The sequence below is a fragment of the Rhizobacter sp. Root404 genome (assembly GCF_001425865.1).
Taxonomy (GTDB): domain Bacteria; phylum Pseudomonadota; class Gammaproteobacteria; order Burkholderiales; family Burkholderiaceae_C; genus LMDS01.
This window is the reverse complement of the sequence record NZ_LMDS01000004.1, coordinates 2,107,831-2,127,706: the sequence shown is the minus strand read 5'-3', so window position 1 is coordinate 2,127,706 and position 19,876 is coordinate 2,107,831. Positions and strand designations below refer to the sequence as shown.

The following is a 19,876-nucleotide window of genomic DNA, read 5'->3' as shown; positions in this document are numbered from 1 at the left end:
GCGCTTGCACGGCGTTCTCGAACAGGGTGGCGCGCTGGCCCCGCAGCACGATGTCGAAGCGGTAGGCGCGGCTGTCCAGCTGCACGAAGGCGCTGGTGTCCTGCAGCGCAATCAGGCCGCGGATCTGCTCCTCGCTGGGCACGATGCGCAGGATCGGGCAGGTGGCGATCAGCGGGTCGCCCTCGAAGTACATCTGGGTGATCAGGCGCTGGACCCAGCCGCTGCCCGAGATCGCGTAGTGGATGTGGGCCGGGCGCCAGTCGTTGACGCGGTTGCGCCACGGGTAGGGGCCGGGGCGGATGGTGCGGTAGGCGTAGTAGCCGTGGGCGTCGGTGAGCATGCGCCCGCAGCCGCCGAAGTTGGGGTCGAGCGCGCCGATGTACTGGTCCTTCTTGTGGCGGTAGCGGCCGCTGGCGTTGGCCTGCCAGACCTCGACCAGCGCGTTCGGCACCGGGCGCCCGAGCTGGTCGTGGACGTAGCCGTGCACGACGATGCGCTCGCCGATCGGCAGGCCGTCCTTGGAGGCGTTGAGGATCAGGTCGTGGTCGAGGGGGCCGAAYTCCTCGGCGCGGAACACCGGGGCGGTCACTTCGGACAGCGACTGCTGCAGCGAGATCGGCGCCAGCCGCGGTGAGCGCAGCACGCTGGTCTTGTACGCCGGCGTCAGCGCCGGCGGGTGCGACGTCGTGTCGCGCATCAGGTATTCGGCGTCGGGCGCGGGGGCTCTCATGGTGGCCAAAAACTGCAGAAAGTAAAACTCGGTGAGCGCAGCACGCTGGTCTTGTACGCCGGCGTCAGCGCCGGCGGGTGCGACGTCGTGTCGCGCATCAGGTATTCGGCGTCGGGCGCGGGGGCTCTCATGGTGTTCTGCATGGGGGACTCTTCCAGGTCGATCATGCCGTCACGGCGGCGGGCAGGCCGAGCAGCGCGCGGGCTTCGGCCACGCTCGCGGGTCGGCGGTCGTACTCGGCGCACAGCTGGGCCACCTGCTTCACGAGCGCGGCGTTCGACGGGGCGAGCGTGTCCTTGTCCAGCCGCACGTTGTCTTCGAGGCCGGTGCGGCAGTGGCCGCCGAGTTCCAGCGACCACTGCGCCAGCGTGCGCTGCGCGCGGCCGATGCCGGCGCCGGTCCAGGTGGCGTCGGGCGCCAGGCGCTTCAGCGTCCTGACGTAGAACTCGAACACCTCGCGGTCCACCGGCATCGCGTTCTTGATGCCCATGATGAACTGGATGTGCAGCGGCCCGACGATCTGGCCGGCACGCTGCATCGCAACCGCCTGGAAGATCATCGACAGGTCGAAGGCCTCGACCTCCGGCTTCACGCCGTACTGCTTCATCTCGCCGGCGAGCCACTCGACCAGCTCGGGCGAGTTGTCGTACACGCGGGTCGGGAAGTTGACCGAGCCGGTCGCGAGCGACGCCATGTCGGGCCGCAGCGAGAGCATCGCGCCGCGCTCGTGCCCGGCGCCGGAGCGGCCGCCGGTCGAGACCTGCGTGATGATGCCCGGCGCATGCTTGCGGATGCCGTCGAGCACGGTCGCGAAACGCTCGGGCGCCGAGGTCGGCGTCTCGTCGTCGTTGCGCACGTGCAGGTGCACGAGCGTGGCGCCGGCCTCGTAGGCGGCCTGGGTCGACTCGATCTGCTCGCTGATGCTGATCGGCACCGCCGGGTTGTCTTTCTTCTTCGGCAGCGAGCCGGTGATCGCGACGGAGATGATGCAGGGTGGCGTCATGGTGGGAGGTTCTATGAAGGTCAATACGTGATCTGCGCGACCGCACGGAGCTCGTCCGGCGTGGCAGTGCCGAAGCCGAAGAACTCCAGGTAGGCGGGGATCATCTCGAACAGCATGTCGGTGCCGACCTGCACCGGGCAGCCCTTGGCGCGTGCGGCGGCGAGGAGTGGCGTGATCGCCTGCTTCATCACGACCTCGCCGACGAAGGTGCGCGCGGCGATGCGCGAGACGTCGAACGGCAGCGGGTCGCCGTCGGTCATGCCGAGCGGGGTCGCGTTGACGACGAGGTCGAAGCCGGCCGGGTCGTTGGAGCCGGTGCGCACGAGGAGGGCCGGGTAGTGCGCGCGCAGGCGCGCTGCCAGCGCCTCGGCGGACGACGGGAAGCTGTCGAACAGCGCGAGTTCCGCGACGCCGGCCGCGGCGAGCGACGCCGCGATCGCCGAGCCGACGCCGCCGCTGCCCGAGACCAGTGCGCGCGCGCCAGTCAGTTGCAGGCCCTTGCGTTGCGCGCCGCGGACGAAGCCGGTGCCGTCGAACTGGTCACCGAGCCACGAGCCGTCCGGCCGGCGCAGCAGCGCGTTGCAGGCGCCGGCGATCGTCGCGGTCGGTGTCACCTCGTCGGCCAGCGTCAGCGTGGTGACCTTGTGCGGCATCGTGACCAGCGCGCCGCGCAGGTTGGTCACGCGCGACAGCGCCGCCAGCGTGGCCGGGTAGTCGTCGGGCTTGACGCCCATCGGCACCACGACCGCGTCGATGCCCTGCGTCTCGAACCAGGGGTTGTAGATCATCGGCGCCTTGAACGCCTCGGTCGGGTAGCCGAGGTGGGCGATGAGCTGGGTCTTGCCGCTGATCATGGCGATCTCCGTCGACGGGTTCAGGCGAAGGCGGGAGACGACGGCGTGCGCTGGCCGAGCATTTCCATCGGCACGTTGCTGGTCTCGCGCGCCGACCAGGCCGCAAGCGCCGAGACGACGGCCGCCGCGGTCGTGAACGCCGCCACCGGCATCCAGCCGTTCGGCCCCGGTCCCATCACCGCGGCGCTGATCGCCGGTGCGAAGCCGCCCAGCGCAAAGCCGAGCTGCGTTCCGATCGCCATGCCCGACAGGCGCACGCGGGTCGAGAACATCTCGCCGTAGAACGCCGGCCACACGCCGTTGGCGGCACTGTAGACCACGCCCGACAGCAGCAGGCCGAGCGCGAAGATCATCGGAATGTTCGCGGTGCTCAGGGCCCACATGTACGGCCAGATCAGCGCGGCCGAGCCGAGCGCACCGAGCACGAACACCGGGCGGCGACCGATCCTGTCGGACAGCATCGCCCACAGCGGGATCGCGCCGAGTGCCACCAGGTTGGCCAGCACCAGCACCGTCAGCATCGTCGCCCGCGGGATGTGCACGGTGTTGACTGCATACGAGAGCGTGAACACGCTGAAGATCGTGCTGACCACGGAGACCAGCGCGGCGAAGACGACCCGCAGCACGTCCGGCCAGTGGCTGGCGAACAGCTCGACGATCGGCAGCTTCGGCGTGGCGTGGGCGTTCTCCTCGGCGGCGAAGGCCGGCGTCTCGGGCAGCGTGCGCCGCACCCAGACGCCAACGGCCACGACGACCGCGCTCAGGAAGAAGGGGATGCGCCAGCCCCAGGCGAGCAGGTCGGCTTCCGGCAACGCGGACACCGGGATGAACACCAGCGTCGCGAGGATCAGACCGGCCTGCGTGCCGGACAGCGTGAAGCTGGTGAAGAACGCGCGCTTGTTGTCGGGGGCGTGTTCCAGCGTCATCGAGTTGGCGCCGGCCTGTTCGCCGGACGCCGAGATGCCCTGCAGCAGGCGCAGGATGACCAGCATGATCGGCGAGGCGATGCCGATCTGGTCGTAGGTCGGCAGCGCGCCGACCAGGAAGGTCGAGATGCCCATCAGCAGCAGCGTGAAGGTCAGCACCTTCTTGCGCCCGAACTTGTCGCCGACGTGGCCCAGGATCACGGCGCCGAACGGCCGCGCGATGTAGGCGACGCCGAAGGTCGCGAACGCGGCGACGGTGGCGAGCTGCGGGTCGATCGACGGGAAGAAGATCTTGCCGAACACCAGCGCCGCGGCGGTGCCGTAGATGAAAAAGTCGTAGTACTCGACCGCGCTGCCGATCCAGCTGGCGATGGCCGCCTTGCGCGGGGAGCGCACCGGCTGCGCGGTGGATGACGAGGAAAGGGATGTCATGGATGTCTCCTGAAGCTCGGGTCATCGAACCGTGACCACGAAGCACAATGTACTAACTAGTTCGTTTTCTTTTATGCGGGGAAACCCGCATTTGCCAGTAAAAAGGCGTTTCAACCCGCGTGCTAGGCTTGCCAAATGAACCAAGTAGTACAGGAAACGACCGAGGCAGGCGCTGGTGCGGGCGCTCGTCCGAAACGCGCCTACGACGCCCAGGGCTCGATGGCGGACATCCTGGCGGTCGCCACCGCGGAGTTCGCCGAAAAGGGCCTGGCCGGCGCGCGGATCGACGAGATCGCCGCCGCCACTCGCACCAGCAAGCGGATGATCTACTACCACTTCGGCAGCAAGGAGGGCCTCTACCTCGCGGTGCTGGAAGAGTCCTACCGCCGCATCCGCGAGATCGAGTCGCAGCTCCATCTCGAGGACCTCGAGCCCGAGGACGCGCTGCGCAAGCTGGTCGCGTTCACGTTCGACTACCAGCAGGACAACGAGGACTTCATCCGCCTGGTGATGAACGAGAACATGCACCGCGGCGAATACCTCGCGCAGAGCAAGACGATCCACCAGCTGAACGTGCCGGCGATCAACGCCGTGAAGAGCATCTACGAACGCGGCGTGAAGGCCAAGGTGTTCCGCCGCGGGGTCGACCCGGTCGACCTGCACATGTCGATCTCGGCGCTGTGCTTCTTCAACGTCGCCAACCGCCACACCTTCAGCCTGATCTTCGCCGGCTCGCTGGACACGCCGGCCGCCTTGCGGGCGCGCCGCGACAACATCGTCGAGATGATCGTGCGCTTCGTCCGGAAGTAGCCGCGCGTCACCGCAGCAGCGGCGCGAAGACGAGCCGCGCGACCGTCTCGGAGCCGGCCGGCGTCAGGTGGCCGTAGTCGCGCACCAGCAGCCTCAGCGATTCGGCGGAGTCGGTCATCGCCAGGCAGCCCTGCGGGTTGCACAGGGCGTCGATCAGCGAGACGAAGCGCACGTCGCCGCCCTCGGGATAGGCGGCGCGCAGGCGCGCATCGGTCCGCAGGATGGTGGTGTCGAGACCGTCGCGCAGGTAGCGCGGCCGGGTGTCGAGCGCGTGCGCGTAGCGCAGCGGCAGGGATGGCAGCCACTGCGGCGACGGACCCACGAGCACCATCTCGCCGCCGTGGTCGCGCACGAAGCGCGCGATCGCCGCCCAGTCGGTGCGCTCGTGGCCCTCGCGTTGCGCCACGAAGACCCGCCGCGGCCGGTGGCTGCGGATGTAGTCGCGCGCGGCGCGGTTGCTGGCACGGCAGGCCGCGGGGTCGATCGCGCCGGGAGCGAGATCGTCCAGCCGCGGCGGGCACGCACTCGCCGCGACGAGGGCGATCGTGCCCGGCGTCGCGACCCGGTCGAAGCCGTACCAGAGCGACTGCGCGTGCGAGTCGCCCCACAGCAGGAAGAGGCCGTGCCCGGCGCCGGCGGGCAGGCAGTCGGCATCGATCGAGGCCCGCGCCGACTTGGTCCGGACGTCGTGGAAGTTGCAGGCCTCGCGCATCGTCGCGTCGGTGTCGAACGGATCGCCGTCGGCGTAGATGTCGGCGAAGCGCTTGTCCTGTGCCTGCGAGGTCGGTCGGTAGTCGGCCGTGGCCCATGCCGCGCCGGCCAGGACCAGCAGGCTCGCGAAGGCCGCGGCCACCCGTGTCACCGGTACGCGGCGCTGCAGCTGGATCGGCCGTTCGACGGCGACGTACGTCAGCGTCGCCAGCACGACCGTGAGGCCGAGCGCCGCGCCGATCTGCGGCGTGCTCAACGGGTCGTAGTCGTTCCAGATCAGCGCGAACGTGAGCACCGGCCAGTGCCAGAGGTACAGCGGATAGCTGATCCGACCGACCCAGACCGCGGCCGGATGCGCGAGCAGCCGGTTGAGCGCCGCCCCGCGGCCGGCCGCGATCAGCAGGGCCGCGCCCAGCGTCGGCGCGAGGGCGAACGCGCCGGGGTAGGCGAGGTCGCGGTGGTAGAGCACGCAGGCGGCACCGATCGCCAGCACACCGAGCCCCGACGCGGCGTGCCGCAGCCGGTCCGCCAGGCGCGGCAGCCACACGAGCATTGCGCCGGCGAGCAGCTCCCACGCGCGGGTGTGCGGGAGGAAGAACGCGGCGGAGGGCGACTCCCGCGACAGCAGGACACACGCGGCCAGGGACGCGACGACGATCGCGACCGTGAGTCCGACACGCCAGCGCCAGAGCGCGAGCAGGGCCAGCGGCCACACCAGGTAAAACTGCTCCTCGATCGCGAGCGACCACAGATGGAGCAGCGGCTTCAAGGCCGCGTCGGTGTCGAAGTAGCCCGACTCGCGCCACAGGACGACATTGGAGCTGAAGGTCACGCCGCCGATGACATGCCGGCACAGCGTCGCCAGCTGCCTCGGCGACAGGGTCAGCCAGCCGGCGAGAAGCGCGAACGCCAGCACGACCGCGAGCGCCGGCAGGATGCGGCGCGCCCGGCGTGCGTAGAACCGGGCGAGCGTGAAGCTGCCGGTCGCGATCTCGCGCGCGACGATGCCCGTGATCAGGTAGCCGGAGATCACGAAGAACACGTCGACCCCGACGAACCCGCCGGGCAGCGCGTGCGGAAACGCGTGGTACGCGATCACCGCGAGCACGGCGACGGCGCGCAACCCGTCGATGTCCGCCCGGTAGTGCTCGGTGCGTGTCGGCGCGATGAGGTTCTCCTGGAATGACGGCGCGCATGCGCCCTGCTCGCAGGGTCGCCGGATGGGGCTCGCGCGGCTGTAGGGCGCTGCCGCGCCCGCCCGTCAGTGGGGAGCGGTCGCGCCGGCGGGGCGGGCAGGCGGCTCCGCGTTCGTTTCGAGCTGCGGCGCGGGCCGCGGCATCCAGCCTTCGGCCAGCTCCTGGTACAGCTCGGGCCCGAAACGCCCGCTGACCGTCTTCGACAGGAACGCCACCGCCATCAGGCTGATCACCATCTGGTGGCCGTTCACCATCTCCATCACGATGATCGCGGCGGTGATCGGCGATTGCGTCACGGCCGCGAGGAACGCCGCCATGCACAGCGCGATCCACGCGTGCGCGTCGATGCCGAGGCCGACCCACTGCGACAGGTCGCTGCCCACGGCGGTGCCGACCGCCAGCGACGGCGCGAAGATGCCGCCGGGCATGCCGCTGAAGTAGGTCGCCAGCGTCGCCAGGAAGCGCGTGATCGGCGCGTGCCATTCCAGCGTGATCTGGCCGCCGATCGCCTGCGAAGCCGCGGCGTAGCCGCTGCCGAACGAAGTGCCGCCGCTGACCCAGCCCAGGCCCGCGACGACCAGCCCGCAACCCGCCGCGAACCACAGCGGGTGCGCGCGCCGCCAGGCCCACAGGCCGAACATCGGATGGCGCTGGGGCCACAGCACCAGCCAGCTGAACAGCCCGCCGCCAACGCCGCAGACGATGCCGGCGATCAGCGTCGGCAGCCACACCGCGGTGCCGAGATCGCGCACCGTCAACTGGCCGAAGTAGGTGTAGTTGCCCTTCAGCGCGATCGCCACCAGGCCCGAGATGATGATGGTGCTGACCAGCACGCCGCTGGTGCGGCTTTCCAGCCGGCGACCGAGTTCCTCGACCGCGAAGACGATGCCGGCCAGCGGCGTATTGAACGCCGCGGCGATGCCGGCCGCGCCGCCGGCCAGGATCAGGTCGGACTGGCGCAGCGTGCGGCCGTTCGGCAGGAAGCGGTTCGCGAACTGCAGCACCGACGCCGCGACCTGCACCGACGGCCCTTCGCGCCCCGCCGAGAACCCGCCCACCAGGGCCAGCGAACCGAGCGCCACCTTCGCGCTCGCGACGCGCCAGGACAGCAGCGCCGTCACCGGCCGGCCGATCGCCGCGAGCCGCGTCGCCGCGACCACCTGCGGAATGCCGCTGCCCGCGGCGCCGGGCACATAGCGGCGCGTCGCCCAGACGACGAACACGCCGAGGGCCGGGCTGAGCAGGAATGGCGACCACCACCAGCGCCGCTGCAGCATGTCGAACAACGCCAGCGCGTGTTCGGCGAGCGTGGCGAAGGCGACCACCGCGAGCCCGGCCGCGCCGGCCGCGATCCACAGGACGGCGCGCATCTGCCAGCGCTGGCGCAGCCGCCGGTTCGTCAGCCACGCCAGGCCGTCGCGCGCTCGCATCGATCGGCCCCGCCGCTCTCGTCAGCCCGACGCCGTGATCAGCGCTTCACGTAGCGGATGTCCGCGCGACGGTTCTCGGCCCACGCCGCTTCGTCGTGGCCCTCGGACTTGGGCCGCTCCTCGCCGTAGCTGACCGGCTCGATCTGCGCCGGCTTCGCGCCCATCAGTTCGAGTTGCTTGGCCACGATCTGGGCGCGCTTGTCGCCGAGCGCCAGGTTGTATTCACGTGAGCCGCGCTCGTCGGTGTTGCCCTCGATGCGGATCTGCACCTGCGCATGGCTTTGCAGGAAGCGGCCGTGCGCCTGCACCAGCGGCTGGTACTTGGGGTCGACCGTGAAGTCGTCGTAGGCGAAGTAGACGCTGCGCGCGGCCAGCTCGCTCTTCGGATCGTCGAGCGGATCGAGCGTGACGGTGGCGACCTTGCTCTGCGCGGTGCCGGCCGGCGGCGGCGCGGGCGGCATCGTCGCGGCGCTGGTCACCGGCGGTTTCGGGGTGTCGAGCGGCGTGCTGCTGCAGGCGGCCAACGCAGCGGCTGCGGCGAGCGTGAGGGTGAGGGTCTTGAAGGTCATCGAGTTTCTCCTTGGGGATGGCAGCGGACGATGCGCCCGCTATTCGGTAAAGGGCAACGGTGCGCCGGCGAGTGCCGGGTCGAAGCCGCCCATGCACTCCACCAGCACCGCAAGGCCGTCATGGACCTGCCGGCGCTGCGCCGGGCTCATGCCGTCGAGCACGTCCGGCAGCAAGCCGCGTGCCGGGCCGGCCGATCGCGCCAGCGCCTTGCGGCCCGCCGCCGCCAGGTGCACCTGGACGATGCGTTGATCGTCGGGCGAACGGCCCTTGCGCACCAGGCTCGCGGCCTCGAGGCGATTCAACAGGTTGCTCATCGTCGTCTGGTGCACGCGCAGGCGCTGCGCGAGTTCGCCGACACTGAGGCCATCGGCCTGCGCGACCTCGTGCAGCGTCCACATCTGCGCACCGGGCAGGCCGGTCGCGCGCTCGACCACTGCCGAATGGTTGCCGGCGAGCCGGAACACCACGCGCAGCAGTTCGAGCACGTCGAGCGCGTCCGGCGCGGCGCGGCGCCGGCGGGTCGGAGCGACGGGGGCTTTCATTTGCGCAAAGTATATTGCCGCAAATGTAATCTCCGGATGTTGCCAAGTTGTTTCCAAAGGCCACATTTGCGGGATTGGGGTGCGTCGCGTTAGTCTGCGCGCCCGCACACAACGACGAAGAGACAAGGATCGCATGGACCCGGACTTGCTCGGCCCGCTCGTGGCCTGGCCCTTGATGCTGCTGACCGCGTGGTCCGCCGGTGAATGGGTCTTCCGGCACTGGAACGTGCCGCGCGTGTGCGCCTACGGTGCGGTCGGGCTGCTGCTCGGCGGCATCGGCGTGTCGCAGAACGTCGCGTCGCACATGGCGCAGGGCTTCATGGCGAACGTGGCGCTGGCGCTGACGCTGTTCGAGCTCGGCTACCGCATCAACCCGCGCTGGTTCCGCCACAACCCCTGGGTGCTGGCGGCCGGGATCGCTCAGGCGCTGCTGACCTTCGGCGCGGTGTTCTGGGTCGGCGGGCTGTTCGCGCTGAACACCGACCACCGGCTGGTGCTGGCCGCGCTGTGCGTCGCGACCTCGCCGGCCGCGATCATGCGCGTGACCCACGAGTTGCGCAGCGCCGGGCAGGTGACCGAGCGGCTGCTGCACCTGTGCGCACTGAATTGCCTGGTGGCGGTGCTGCTGCTCAAGCTTGTCGTGGGTTACTGGCACCTGGAGACCAGCGGCGACTTCGGCCAGGCGGCCTTCAACAGCATCTACGTGATCGGCCTGTCGCTGGTCGCCGGCGCGGTGTTCGGCTTCGTCGCGCCGCTGCTGAACCGCATCGCGACCAGCAGCAACAGCACCACCGTGACCTTCGCGTTCCTGGTGCTGGTGCTGACCGGCCTCGCGCAGAGCCTGCACCTGTCGCCGCTGCTGGCCGCGCTGGCATTCGGCGTGGTGGCGCGCGAACGGCGCCTGATGCTGAGCCACGCGCAGCGCAACTTCGGCGCGCTCGGCGACGTGCTCGCGGTGTTCCTGTTCGTCTACATCGGCAGCCTGCTGTCGTGGAGCGGGCTGCTTGCCGGCCTGGTGCTCGGCGCCGCGGTGCTCACCGCGCGCAGTGCCGCGCACACGCTGGTCAACGTCAGCGTCGCGCGGGTCAGCGGCACCACGTTCCGCAAGGGCGCGCTGACCGGGCTGGCGCTGATGCCGATGTCGGCGTTCGCGCTGCTGCTGCTGGAGGAGAGCCGGCTCTACGGCTTCGACCTGGCGCGCGACAGCCTGCCGGTGATCGTCGGCCTGCTGGTGCTGCTCGACGTGATCGGTCCGCTGGTCACGCAGCGCGCGCTGATGCTGGCGGGCGAGGCCCACCCGGAGGAAGCCTGATGCCGCTCGGACCTTTCGGACAATCGCAGGCGCTGTCGCTCGGCGTCGAGCTCGAGCTGCAGCTCGTCAACACCGTCGACTACGACCTGACGTCGGGCGCCAACGACCTGCTGGAACTGCTCTCGCGCAAGCCGTTCCCGGGCACCGTGACGCCCGAAATGACGCAGAGCATGATCGAGATCGCCACCGGCATCCAGACGCAGCACGCCCCGCTGCTGGCCGAGCTGCGCGGCATGCGCGACACGCTGGTGGCGGCGTGCGATCGCCTCAACATGGGCATCGCCGGCGGCGGGACGCATCCGTTCCAGCGCTGGTCGGAGCAGCGCGTGTTCGAGAAGCCACGCTACCAGCAGCTTTCGCAGTTGTACGGCTACCTGGCAAAGCAGTTCACCGTGTTCGGCCAGCACGTGCACGTGGGCTGCGCGTCGGGCGACGATGCGTTGTTCCTGCTGCATTCGCTGAATCGCTACGTGCCGCACTTCATCGCGCTGTCCGGGTCGTCGCCGTTCTTCCAGGGCGTGGACACGCTGTTCGATTCGGCGCGGCTGAACTCGGTGTTCGCGTTCCCGCTGAGCGGGCGCGCGCCGTTCACGCTGAGCTGGGACGAATTCGCGAACGGCTATTTCACGAAGATGGAAGCGACCGGCGTCGTCAAGTCGATGAAGGACTTCTACTGGGACATCCGCCCGAAACCCGAGTACGGCACGATCGAGCTGCGCGTGTGCGACACGCCGCTGACCGTCGAACGCGCTGCCGCGCTCGCGTGCTACCTGCAGGCGATCTGCCGGCGCCTGCTCGAACGCGCCGAGCCGATGCCGCAGGAGGACGACTACCTGGTCTACACCTTCAACCGCTTCCAGGCCTGCCGCTTCGGCCTCGACGGCACGATGGTCGACCCGCAGACGCGCGAGAGCCGCACGATCCGCGAGGACATCCTCGCGACGCTGCGCCATGTCGAGACCCACGGCGCAGTGCTGCAGAGCCTGCCGGCGCTCGAGGAGATCGAGCGCTGCGCGGCCAGCGCCGGCAACCACGCGACGCACCTGCGCCAGGTGTTCGCACGCACGCGCAACGCGCAGAGCATGGTTCAGGAAAGCACGCGCGCATTGCGCGCCGGGCCGACGCTGTGAACCGCTTCGGTCAACGCACGCGCGACGGGGCGCCGAGCACCAGCGTCCAGTAGCGGCCGGTGCCGCTCTCGCTGACGGTGCCGTCGCTGCAGGCCAGGCCGAGTTCGGCGACCTTCGCGCTCATCAGATTGGCGCAGTGGGCTTCGCTGTCGAGCCAGGCATCGACGACCGCATCGAGCGACGCGTAACCGACCGCCACGTTCTCGACCGCGGTGCTGAAGCGGTAGCCCATCGCATCCAGGCGTTCACCGAGGTTGCGGTTGAGGCTGTCGCGGTGGCTCATCTGGTCGAGCTTCGCCATGTCCTGCGCCTGCGCCGCCGCGACGGCGGCCAGGCGCGGGTTCCACGCAAGCGGCGCGGCATGGGTCGGCGCGCCGCCGGGCCGGTGGCAGACGGCGCCGCGCACGCGCGTGGCGTTCAGTCGTTCCAGCACCACATCGGGCGACAAGGTGGCACTGCAACGCGTGGTCGCAGCAACTTCTGGATGGACCGGGCGCGGAAAGAGCAAGCCCGCGGTCACAATCAGGCCCGCGGCGACGACGAGGGCGGGCTTGAACACGGGAGACGTCATGGCAGTGGCATCGGATCGAAGGACACCGGTCTTGAGCAAAATCGACGCCGCGCGCCGGGTGCGTCGTCCACGATGCGACAAAGATTCGATCGCCGGCCCCCAGTCGTGACTTATTGACTCCCTGGATCCGGTGGCGGCCCCCCTGTTCCCGGGATCGGAAATCGGGCACGCCGAATTAGATTCATCCCATGTCGCAAATGGTTACCAAACTGCCATGAACCGATCACGCCGCTGCGCGATATCGATGCTGCTGAGCGCCCTCGCCGCCCTGCCGTTCATGGCGATGGCGACGGCGGTCACTTCGGCGCTGCCGACCCTCACGCTCGACCGCTGCAGCTGGGACCATCCGGGCGTGAACCCGTTCATGGGCGACGTCGTGGCCGCGGTGGACCGCTACGGCGACATCCCGGCCGACGTTCGGGCACGCCTCAAGGTGCGCATGGAAAAGCGCGAGTACGACGATCTGGTCGAGATCCGACGCGACAGCATGATCGGTCGTGGTGGCTACGACTACGGCAACAGCATCACCGACATGCACTTCGGCACGCACCAGGTCTGCCGCACGGTGACGCGCAATTCCTGGACGCCGCAGATGCTGGAACGCGGCCTCGTCTACTGCGAGAGCGGGCACTGCATCCTGGTGCCCACCGTGTGCCGCAACGTGAGCCGCGTGACGCGCCGCGGCGTGGGGCCGGCGATGGCCGAGAACACGCCGCTGCTCGGCAGCGAGCCGCCGGTCGCCGCGCTCGCACCGCCGCCGGCCATGGACGACGCGCTGCCGCCGATCGACTGGGACGGCCCGACCGGTGCGGGCCCGCTTGAAGCCGGCCCGATCGGCCATGCGGACGGCGTGCCCGCACTCGCGGGTCCGGAGTGGGCCGGGCTGCCGGGGTCCGGCTGGTATGGCTTGCCGGTGATCGTGCCGGGCCTGATCGGTGGTGGTGGTGGTGGCTCGACCGTCGCGACAGCCAGGCCGCCCTTCGGTTCGGACGGCAACCCGCTGCCGCCGGCGCCTCCGGTGACGACGCCCGTGCCCGAGCCGCAGACCTGGGCGCTGATGCTGGGCGGCCTGGCGGCCGGCGCGTTGGTCCGCCGCCGCGCGGCGATCAGGCGCTGAGCAGCGGCTTCAGGTAGCGCCCGGTGAAGCTCGCCGGGCTCGCGGCCACGTCTTCCGGCGTGCCGGTCACCAGCACCGTGCCACCGCCGGCGCCGCCTTCGGGGCCCATGTCGATGATCCAGTCGGCGGTCTTGATCACGTCGAGGTTGTGTTCGATCACGACGATCGTGTTGCCGGCGTCGCGCAGCTGGTGCAGCACCTTGAGCAGCAGGTCGATGTCGGCGAAGTGCAGGCCGGTGGTCGGCTCGTCGAGGATGTAGAGCGTGCGGCCGGTGTCGCGCTTGCTGAGCTCGAGCGCGAGCTTGACGCGCTGCGCCTCCCCGCCGGACAGCGTCGTCGCGCTCTGGCCGAGGCGGATGTAGCCCAGCCCCACGTCGAGCAGCGTCTGCAGCTTGCGGGCGATGTTGGGCACCGCGTTGAAGTAGGCGTGCGCATCCTCGACGGTCAGGTTCAGCACCTCGGTGATGTTCTTGCCCTTGTAGAGCACCTCGAGCGTCTCGCGGTTGTAGCGCTTGCCGTGGCACACGTCGCAGGGCACGTACACGTCGGGCAGGAAGTGCATCTCGACCTTGAGCACGCCGTCGCCCTGGCAGGCCTCGCAGCGCCCGCCGGCCACGTTGAAACTGAAGCGCCCCGGGCCGTAGCCGCGTTCCTTCGCGGTGTTCATCTCGGCGAAGAGTTCGCGGATCGGCGTGAACATGCCGGTGTAGGTCGCGGGGTTGCTGCGCGGCGTGCGGCCGATCGGGCTCTGGTCGACGTTGATCACCTTGTCGAACGCGTCGAGGCCCTCGATCGACTCGACCGGCTCGGACTCGGCGTGGCTGTTGTAGAGCTTGCGGGCGACGGTCGCGTACAGCGTGTCGTTGACCAGCGTGCTCTTGCCCGAGCCGGACACGCCGGTCACGCAGGTCAGCAGCCCGACCGGAATCTCGACGCTGACGTTCTTGAGGTTGTGACCGCGCGCGCCGACGATGCTCAGTTCGGTCGGGCCGTCGCCATGCGCGCCCCAGGCCTGGCCGCGACGCGGCACGCGGCGCTTCGGCACCTCGATGCGCAACGCCCGCGACAGGTACTGGCCGGTCAGCGACGCGGGGTTGGCCGCCACCTGCGCCGCGGTCCCTTGCGCCATCACGCGCCCGCCGTGCACGCCGGCGCCCGGGCCCATGTCGATCACATGGTCGGCGGCCATGATCGCGTCCTCGTCGTGCTCGACCACGAGCACGCTGTTGCCGATGTCGCGCAGGTGGCGCAGCGTGCCGATCAGGCGCTCGTTGTCGCGCTGGTGCAATCCGATGCTCGGTTCGTCGAGCACGTACATCACGCCGGTGAGGCCGGAGCCGATCTGCGACGCGAGCCGGATGCGCTGCGACTCGCCACCCGACAGCGAATCGGCATTGCGGTCCAGGCTGAGGTAGTTCAGCCCCACGTCGTTCAGGAACTTCAGGCGCGAGCGGATCTCGCGCACCACCTTGTCGGCGATCTCGGCCTTCGCGCCCTGCAGCGTCAACGACTCGAAGTAGGCGAGGCACTCGCGCAAGGTGAAGTGCTCGACGCGGAAGATGGGTTCCTTGTCGGCGCTGGTGGCGTCGACCAGGAACACGTTGCGCGCCTCGCGCCGCAGCCGCGAACCCTCGCAGTCGGGGCAGGGCTTGGCGCTCTGGTAGCGCATCAGGTCCTCGCGCACCGCGGCCGAGTCGGTCTCGCGGAAGCGCCGCTCCAGGTTCGGCAGGATGCCCTCGAACGGGTGCGAGCGCCTGACGACGCGTTGCTTGCCGCGGCCGCCCTCGGCCTCGTAGACGAACTCGATGTCGGTCGTGCCCGAGCCGTGCAGCAGCACTTTGCGCGCGTCGGGCGGCAGGTCCTCGAACGCGGTGTCGATGTCGAACGCGTAATGCTTCGCGACGCTCTCGAGCAGCGAGAAGGTGTAGCCGTTGCGCCGGTCCCAGCCCTTGACCGCACCGCTGGCCAGGCTCAGCGACGGGAAGGCGACGACGCGGTCCGGATCGAACACGGTGGTGTGGCCGAGGCCGTCGCAGGTGGGGCAGGCGCCGACCGGCGAATTGAACGAGAACAGCCGCGGCTCGAGTTCGCTGAGGCTGTAGCTGCACACCGGGCAGGCGAACTTGCTGGAGAACAGGTGCTCGCGGGGCGGCAGCGTCCGCCCCGCTTCGTCAACGCCACCGCTGTCCATCTCGAGCGCCATCGCGCGCCCCTCGGCGATGCGCAGCGCCGCCTCGAAGCTTTCGGCCAGGCGCTGCTGCAGGCCGGGCTGCACCTTGACGCGGTCGATCACGACATCGATGTCGTGCTTCTCGGCCTTCTTGAGCTTCGGCACGTCGGCCGCCTCGTACGCGGTGCCATCGACGCGGAAGCGCACGTAGCCCTGCGCCTGCATGTCGGCGAACAGCTCGGTGAACTCGCCCTTGCGGTCGCGCACCACTGGCGCCACGATCATCAGCCGCGTGCCCTCGGGCAGCGCCAGCGCTGCATCGACCATCTGGCTCACCGACTGCGCCTGCAGTGGCAGGTGGTGGTCGGGGCAGTACGGCGTGCCGGCGCGGGCGTAGAGCAGGCGCAGGTAGTCGTGGATCTCGGTGACGGTGCCGACGGTCGAGCGCGGGTTGTGCGAGGTCGCCTTCTGCTCGATGCTGATGGCCGGGCTCAGACCCTCGATCACGTCGACATCCGGCTTGTCCATCAGCTGCAGGAACTGCCGCGCGTATGCCGACAGGCTCTCGACATAGCGTCGCTGCCCCTCCGCATACAGCGTGTCGAAAGCCAGCGAACTCTTGCCCGAGCCCGACAACCCGGTGATCACCACGAGCTGGTTGCGCGGGATGTCGAGGTCGATGTTCTTCAGGTTGTGCGTGCGAGCCCCGCGCACGCGGATCGCGTTGGCGACCTCGGGCACGACGGCGGTCTCGGTGGGATGAGGCATCGGTGAGTTGCGCAAAACCGACCATGATAACGGCCCGGCCCTTCGCGGGTACCCACCGCCGCCGGGCGGCCACTCAGGGCGCGGCGCCGTCCAGGTCCTGGAGCAACTGGTCGACGGTGGCCGCCGGCAGCGCGGCGACGTGGGTGTCGGGCGTGGACCAGGCGTGCTCGGCGTCGAAGCGCAGGGTCGCCGTCGGCGCCCCGTCGCGGTACAGGCGAAGCACGCGGCCCGCCTGCGCCGGCGCGGCCTCGTCGGTACGCCGCCAGCGTCCTACCGTGGCCGCGTCGAACTGCGCCAGCCAGCGCTGCATCTTCGGCGTCATGGGTTGCGCCAGGCCGTTGCGCTGCCAGTGCCAGCGTTGCGGCTCGGCACGGATCGACGCCAGCACCTCGGCCCACGACGCGGAGCGGCTCACCGGCTGGGCACTGGACTCCGCAAGGCCCTTGCCCGCTGCCGCGCGGTTGTCGGCGCTCTCCAGGGCGGGCGAGGGAATCGGAGCCGGTGCCGGGGCCGCCATAGGGGCCGCGGGCGAGGGCGCCGGCGGCGCCGCTGGCGGTGCAGGTTTCGCCGGCGCCGGCTTCTTCGCCGGCGCGGGTTCGACGCTGCGCAATCGGGCATCCGCCGCGCCGGCGGGCGGCGCGTCGCGCGGGCCGGGCTCGGCGCTTGCCGCCGGTGCCGGGCGTGCGTGCGGGTCGATGGGCTGGTCCCACCACATCAAGCCCACCACGGTGGCGATCATCACGCTGGCGAACCCGGCCGCCACCGGCGGGCGGGCCAGCCAGGCCCACGCCTGGGCCCAGCGACCGCGCGCCGCCGCGGATGCTGCGGCGGGTGCGGCGCTCGCGGCGGCCCGCGCCTGGCGCAGGATGGCGTCGCTCACGGCCGTCGGCGGCGCGGCCTGCGCGTCCGGCGCGTGGCGCAGCGCCTCGCGCAGCCAGGCGTCGCGCTCGGGGTCGGCCCGGTCATCCGGGCGCGTGGGCGCGCTCATCGCGGTCCGCTTCCGAGCGGCGCAAGGTGCGCGCCCATGCAGGTGCGCAGCTTGCTCATCGCGTAGCGCAGGCGGGTCTTCGCGGTTTCGAAGCCGACGTCCAGCGCGCGCGCCACGTCGTCGAGCGCGAAACCGTCGTCGTGGTGCAGCAGGAACGTGCTGCGCTGCGGTAGCGGCAACTGATCGAGGCAGCCCAGCAGCTGCTCGCCGGCGCGGCGCCAGAACGCCAGCTCCTCGGTGTGCGCCGCCGCGCCGGCCGGCGCCGGCCAGTGCTGCCACGCGGCGGAGGCGTCGGCGGCGGGCTCCCACGGCGCGCCGTCGTCGCCCTCGAACGCGTCGAGCGCCACCTCGCGCCCGCTGCGGCGCAGCAGGTCGACGACCCGGTGATGGGCCAGCGTGAACAGCCACGTGCGGAAGCTCGCGCCGTCCGGCGCCCAGCGCGTGCGCGCCTGCACGACCCGCAGCCAGGTGTCCTGGAACACCTCGTCGGTCTGCGCGTTCAACGCACTGCCGAGCAGCCGCCGGATGAAGCGGTACAGGCCGGCGTGGTGGCGCGCATAGAGCTGCTCGAACGCCCGGGCGTCGCCTGCGGCATAGGCAGCCATCAAGGCGTCGTCGGCGGGATCGGGGCGGTGGGCGTTCACGCGTGAAGTTTGCCTGAACGCGTCAGTCGCCCAGGACGCGGAGGATCTCGCGCCCGTAGGCCTCGAGCTTCTTCGCGCCGACGCCGCTGATCGCGCCGAGCGCATCGAGCGAGTCGGGCATCGACTGTGCCATCTCGGCGAGCGTGGCGTCGTGGAAAACGATGTAGGCGGGCAGGTTGTGCTCGCGCGCCACCTCGGCACGCCAGTGCTTCAGTGCTTCGAAGCGCGCCGTGGCCGCGGCGTCGAGCGGGATCGGCGGTGCCTTGTCCTTGGTCCGCGCGCCGCGCGTGGTCTTGCCGGTGCCGCCGCGGCGCTTCGGCGCGTCGCTCGGCTGGCGCAGCAGCAGCTGCACGTCGCCGCGCAGCACGTCCCGGGCGGCGGCGGTCAGTTCGAGGGTGTTGTACTCGCCCTCGGTGCGCAGGTGGCCGAGCGCGATCAGCTGGCGCAGCACGACGCGCCACTGCGCCTCGCTGACGTCGGCGCCGATGCCGAAGGTGCTCAGGCTTTCGTGGCCGTTCTGTGCGACCTTGTCGGTGACCTTGCCGCGCAGCACGTCGATCAGGTGGCCGGCGCCGAAACGCTGGCCGCGGTTCTGGTGGAAGCGGTAGATGCAGGACAGCGCCTTGCGCGCCGCCTCGGTCGCATTCCAGGTGGCCGGCGGGTTCAGGCAGTTGTCGCAGGCGTTCTGGTACGCGGCGCACGGGCTGCTCTCTTCGCCGAAGTAGGCGAGCAGGCGCACGCGCCGGCAGTCGTGCGCCTCGGCCAGCGAGAGGAGCGCGTCGAGCTTGCCGCGTTGCCCGCGCTTGAACTCCTCGGCAGCCGGGCTCTCGTCGATCATGCGGCGCTGGTTGACCACGTCGGCCAGGCCGTACGCCATCCACGCGTCGGCGGGCAGGCCGTCGCGCCCGGCGCGGCCGGTCTCCTGGTAGTAGGCCTCGATGTTCTTCGGCAGGTCCATGTGGGCGACGAAGCGCACGTCCGGCTTGTCGATGCCCATGCCGAACGCGATGGTCGCGACCATCACGATCGCCTCCTCCCGCAGGAAGCGGTCCTGATGCTTGCGGCGCACGTCGGCGTCGAGCCCGGCGTGGTACGCGAGTGCGGTGAGGCCCTCGCTGCTGAGCCACGCCGCGGTCTCGTCGACCTTCTTGCGCGACTGGCAGTAGACGATGCCGGCCTCGCCCTCGTGCTCGTCCTGGATGAAGCGCAGCAGCTGCTTGCGCGCGTCGTCCTTCTCGACCACGGCGTAGCGGATGTTGGGGCGGTCGAAGCTGCTGATGAAGACGCGCGCCTCGTGCAGCGACAGGCGCTCGATGATGTCGGCACGGGTCAGGTCGTCGGCGGTCGCGGTCAGCGCGATCCGCGGCACGCCGGGGTAGCGCTCGTGCAGCACGTTCAGCGCGAGGTAGTCCTCGCGGAAGTCGTGGCCCCACTGGCTCACGCAATGCGCCTCGTCGATCGCGAACAGGCTGAGCAGACCGCGCTCCTCCAGCGAATCGAGCTGCGCGAGCATGCGCGGCGTCGTCAGGCGCTCGGGCGCGACGTACAGCAGCACGAGCCGGCCGCCCATCATCTCGCGCTCGATGCGCTGGACCTCGTCGAGCGTCAGCGACGAGTTCAGGAACGCCGCATGCACGCCGGCTTCCTCGAGCGCGCCGACCTGGTCGTGCATCAGCGCGATCAGCGGCGAGACGACCACCGCCACGCCCTGCTCGCGGCGGTGCCGGGCGATCGCCGGCACCTGGAAGCACAGGCTCTTGCCGCCGCCGGTGGGCATCAGCACCAGCGCGTCGCCGCCGGCGATGACGTGGTCGACGATCTCGGCCTGCGCGCCGCGGAACGCGCTGTAGCCGAACACGTCGTGCAGGATGGCGTCGGGCGCGGTGGAGGCGGGTGTGGTCACGGGGCGGGGGCGCGGTAAACCCTCGATGGTACGGGAGCGGTCCCCGCCACCTGCGAAAGAGTGTCGGAC

General features: G+C 70.4%; 18 protein-coding genes. 4 read left to right on the top strand and 14 right to left on the bottom strand.

Annotated elements, in window-relative coordinates; genetic code table 11:
* The 5 genes from pcaH to ASC76_RS14085 all read right to left on the bottom strand — a co-directional run.
* The coding region (gene pcaH / locus ASC76_RS25745) for a protocatechuate 3,4-dioxygenase subunit beta (RefSeq protein WP_082549134.1) at positions 1-730 on the bottom strand (730 nt) is incomplete at its 3' end.
* The gene (locus ASC76_RS24755; RefSeq protein ID WP_082549132.1) at positions 727-897 is read right to left on the bottom strand and encodes a hypothetical protein; all 171 of its coding nucleotides are present in this window, start codon (positions 895-897) and stop codon (positions 727-729) included. The genes pcaH and ASC76_RS24755, both read right to left, overlap by 4 nt.
* The gene (locus ASC76_RS14095; protein WP_056466839.1) at positions 894-1,733 is read right to left on the bottom strand and encodes a 3-keto-5-aminohexanoate cleavage protein; all 840 of its coding nucleotides are present in this window, start codon (positions 1,731-1,733) and stop codon (positions 894-896) included. Before ASC76_RS14095 ends, ASC76_RS24755 begins: the two co-directional genes overlap by 4 nt.
* A gap of 20 nt (positions 1,734-1,753) precedes the next feature.
* Positions 1,754-2,587, bottom strand: coding sequence for a shikimate dehydrogenase (locus ASC76_RS14090; RefSeq protein ID WP_056466836.1), 834 nt, complete (start codon positions 2,585-2,587; stop codon positions 1,754-1,756).
* 20 nt (positions 2,588-2,607) lie between these two features.
* Positions 2,608-3,945, bottom strand: coding sequence for an MFS transporter (locus ASC76_RS14085; protein ID WP_056466833.1), 1,338 nt, complete (start codon positions 3,943-3,945; stop codon positions 2,608-2,610).
* Positions 3,946-4,080: 135 nt separating this feature from the next.
* On the opposite strand from ASC76_RS14085, the gene ASC76_RS14080 reads away from it, so the two are divergent.
* Positions 4,081-4,755, top strand: coding sequence for a TetR/AcrR family transcriptional regulator (locus tag ASC76_RS14080; RefSeq protein WP_056466829.1), 675 nt, complete (start codon positions 4,081-4,083; stop codon positions 4,753-4,755).
* A gap of 7 nt (positions 4,756-4,762) precedes the next feature.
* Here the strand turns inward: ASC76_RS14080 and ASC76_RS14075 are convergent, their stop codons facing one another.
* From ASC76_RS14075 to ASC76_RS14060, 4 genes are all read right to left on the bottom strand, one after another.
* Positions 4,763-6,598, bottom strand: coding sequence for an acyltransferase family protein (locus ASC76_RS14075; protein WP_256364459.1), 1,836 nt, complete (start codon positions 6,596-6,598; stop codon positions 4,763-4,765).
* 129 nt (positions 6,599-6,727) lie between these two features.
* The gene (locus ASC76_RS14070; protein ID WP_082549129.1) at positions 6,728-8,092 is read right to left on the bottom strand and encodes a chloride channel protein; all 1,365 of its coding nucleotides are present in this window, start codon (positions 8,090-8,092) and stop codon (positions 6,728-6,730) included.
* Between the two features lie 38 nt (positions 8,093-8,130).
* On the bottom strand, positions 8,131-8,661 hold the full coding sequence (pal, locus tag ASC76_RS14065; RefSeq protein ID WP_056466823.1) for a peptidoglycan-associated lipoprotein Pal: 531 nt from the start codon (positions 8,659-8,661) through the stop codon (positions 8,131-8,133).
* Positions 8,662-8,700: 39 nt separating this feature from the next.
* Positions 8,701-9,204, bottom strand: a complete 504-nt coding sequence (locus ASC76_RS14060; RefSeq protein WP_056466821.1) for a MarR family winged helix-turn-helix transcriptional regulator — start codon at positions 9,202-9,204, stop codon at positions 8,701-8,703.
* A 133-nt stretch (positions 9,205-9,337) separates the two neighbouring features.
* On the opposite strand from ASC76_RS14060, the gene ASC76_RS14055 reads away from it, so the two are divergent.
* A complete protein-coding gene (locus tag ASC76_RS14055) occupies positions 9,338-10,516 on the top strand; it encodes a cation:proton antiporter (RefSeq protein WP_056466818.1) in 1,179 nt (392 codons plus the stop codon).
* Positions 10,516-11,646, top strand: coding sequence for a YbdK family carboxylate-amine ligase (locus ASC76_RS14050; RefSeq protein ID WP_056466814.1), 1,131 nt, complete (start codon positions 10,516-10,518; stop codon positions 11,644-11,646). The genes ASC76_RS14055 and ASC76_RS14050 overlap by 1 nt, the downstream gene beginning before the upstream one ends.
* Positions 11,647-11,656: 10 nt before the next feature.
* On the opposite strand, the gene ASC76_RS14045 is transcribed toward ASC76_RS14050, so the two are convergent.
* Positions 11,657-12,217, bottom strand: coding sequence for a CAP domain-containing protein (locus ASC76_RS14045; protein WP_082549126.1), 561 nt, complete (start codon positions 12,215-12,217; stop codon positions 11,657-11,659).
* Between the two features lie 214 nt (positions 12,218-12,431).
* On the opposite strand from ASC76_RS14045, the gene ASC76_RS14040 reads away from it, so the two are divergent.
* On the top strand, positions 12,432-13,334 hold the full coding sequence (locus tag ASC76_RS14040; protein WP_082549125.1) for an MHFG family PEP-CTERM protein: 903 nt from the start codon (positions 12,432-12,434) through the stop codon (positions 13,332-13,334).
* Here ASC76_RS14040 and uvrA read toward each other — a convergent pair.
* The 4 genes from uvrA to recQ form a co-directional block, all read right to left on the bottom strand.
* Positions 13,324-16,272 carry an excinuclease ABC subunit UvrA gene (uvrA, locus tag ASC76_RS14035; protein WP_056466806.1) on the bottom strand — a complete coding sequence of 983 codons (2,949 nt, stop codon included), beginning with the start codon at positions 16,270-16,272 and terminating at the stop codon, positions 13,324-13,326. The two genes, ASC76_RS14040 and uvrA, sit on opposite strands and share 11 nt — an antisense overlap.
* Positions 16,273-16,345: 73 nt before the next feature.
* A complete protein-coding gene (locus ASC76_RS14030) occupies positions 16,346-17,260 on the bottom strand; it encodes a hypothetical protein (protein ID WP_056466803.1) in 915 nt (304 codons plus the stop codon).
* The gene (locus tag ASC76_RS14025) at positions 17,257-17,904 is read right to left on the bottom strand and encodes a sigma-70 family RNA polymerase sigma factor (protein WP_056466800.1); all 648 of its coding nucleotides are present in this window, start codon (positions 17,902-17,904) and stop codon (positions 17,257-17,259) included. The genes ASC76_RS14030 and ASC76_RS14025 overlap by 4 nt, the downstream gene beginning before the upstream one ends.
* A 22-nt stretch (positions 17,905-17,926) precedes the next feature.
* On the bottom strand, positions 17,927-19,807 hold the full coding sequence (recQ, locus tag ASC76_RS14020; RefSeq protein WP_157615631.1) for a DNA helicase RecQ: 1,881 nt from the start codon (positions 19,805-19,807) through the stop codon (positions 17,927-17,929).
* Positions 19,808-19,876: the final 69 nt, after the last annotated feature.

Excerpts from the sequence above, each read along its gene's own strand:
- ASC76_RS14055 (WP_056466818.1), top strand. The coding sequence starts at position 9,338 with ATGGACCCGGACTTGCTCGGCCCGCTCGTGGCCTGGCCCTTGATGCTG.
- ASC76_RS14070 (WP_082549129.1), bottom strand. The coding sequence starts at position 8,092 with ATGCGAGCGCGCGACGGCCTGGCGTGGCTGACGAACCGGCGGCTGCGC.
- ASC76_RS14095 (WP_056466839.1), bottom strand. The coding sequence starts at position 1,733 with ATGACGCCACCCTGCATCATCTCCGTCGCGATCACCGGCTCGCTGCCG.
- ASC76_RS14030 (WP_056466803.1), bottom strand. The coding sequence starts at position 17,260 with ATGAGCGCGCCCACGCGCCCGGATGACCGGGCCGACCCCGAGCGCGAC.
- ASC76_RS14085 (WP_056466833.1), bottom strand. The coding sequence starts at position 3,945 with ATGACATCCCTTTCCTCGTCATCCACCGCGCAGCCGGTGCGCTCCCCG.
- ASC76_RS14080 (WP_056466829.1), top strand. The coding sequence starts at position 4,081 with ATGAACCAAGTAGTACAGGAAACGACCGAGGCAGGCGCTGGTGCGGGC.
- ASC76_RS14050 (WP_056466814.1), top strand. The coding sequence starts at position 10,516 with ATGCCGCTCGGACCTTTCGGACAATCGCAGGCGCTGTCGCTCGGCGTC.
- pal (WP_056466823.1), bottom strand. The coding sequence starts at position 8,661 with ATGACCTTCAAGACCCTCACCCTCACGCTCGCCGCAGCCGCTGCGTTG.
- ASC76_RS14045 (WP_082549126.1), bottom strand. The coding sequence starts at position 12,217 with ATGACGTCTCCCGTGTTCAAGCCCGCCCTCGTCGTCGCCGCGGGCCTG.
- uvrA (WP_056466806.1), bottom strand. The coding sequence starts at position 16,272 with ATGCCTCATCCCACCGAGACCGCCGTCGTGCCCGAGGTCGCCAACGCG.
- ASC76_RS14040 (WP_082549125.1), top strand. The coding sequence starts at position 12,432 with ATGAACCGATCACGCCGCTGCGCGATATCGATGCTGCTGAGCGCCCTC.
- ASC76_RS24755 (WP_082549132.1), bottom strand. The coding sequence starts at position 897 with ATGATCGACCTGGAAGAGTCCCCCATGCAGAACACCATGAGAGCCCCC.
- ASC76_RS14060 (WP_056466821.1), bottom strand. The coding sequence starts at position 9,204 with ATGAAAGCCCCCGTCGCTCCGACCCGCCGGCGCCGCGCCGCGCCGGAC.
- ASC76_RS14090 (WP_056466836.1), bottom strand. The coding sequence starts at position 2,587 with ATGATCAGCGGCAAGACCCAGCTCATCGCCCACCTCGGCTACCCGACC.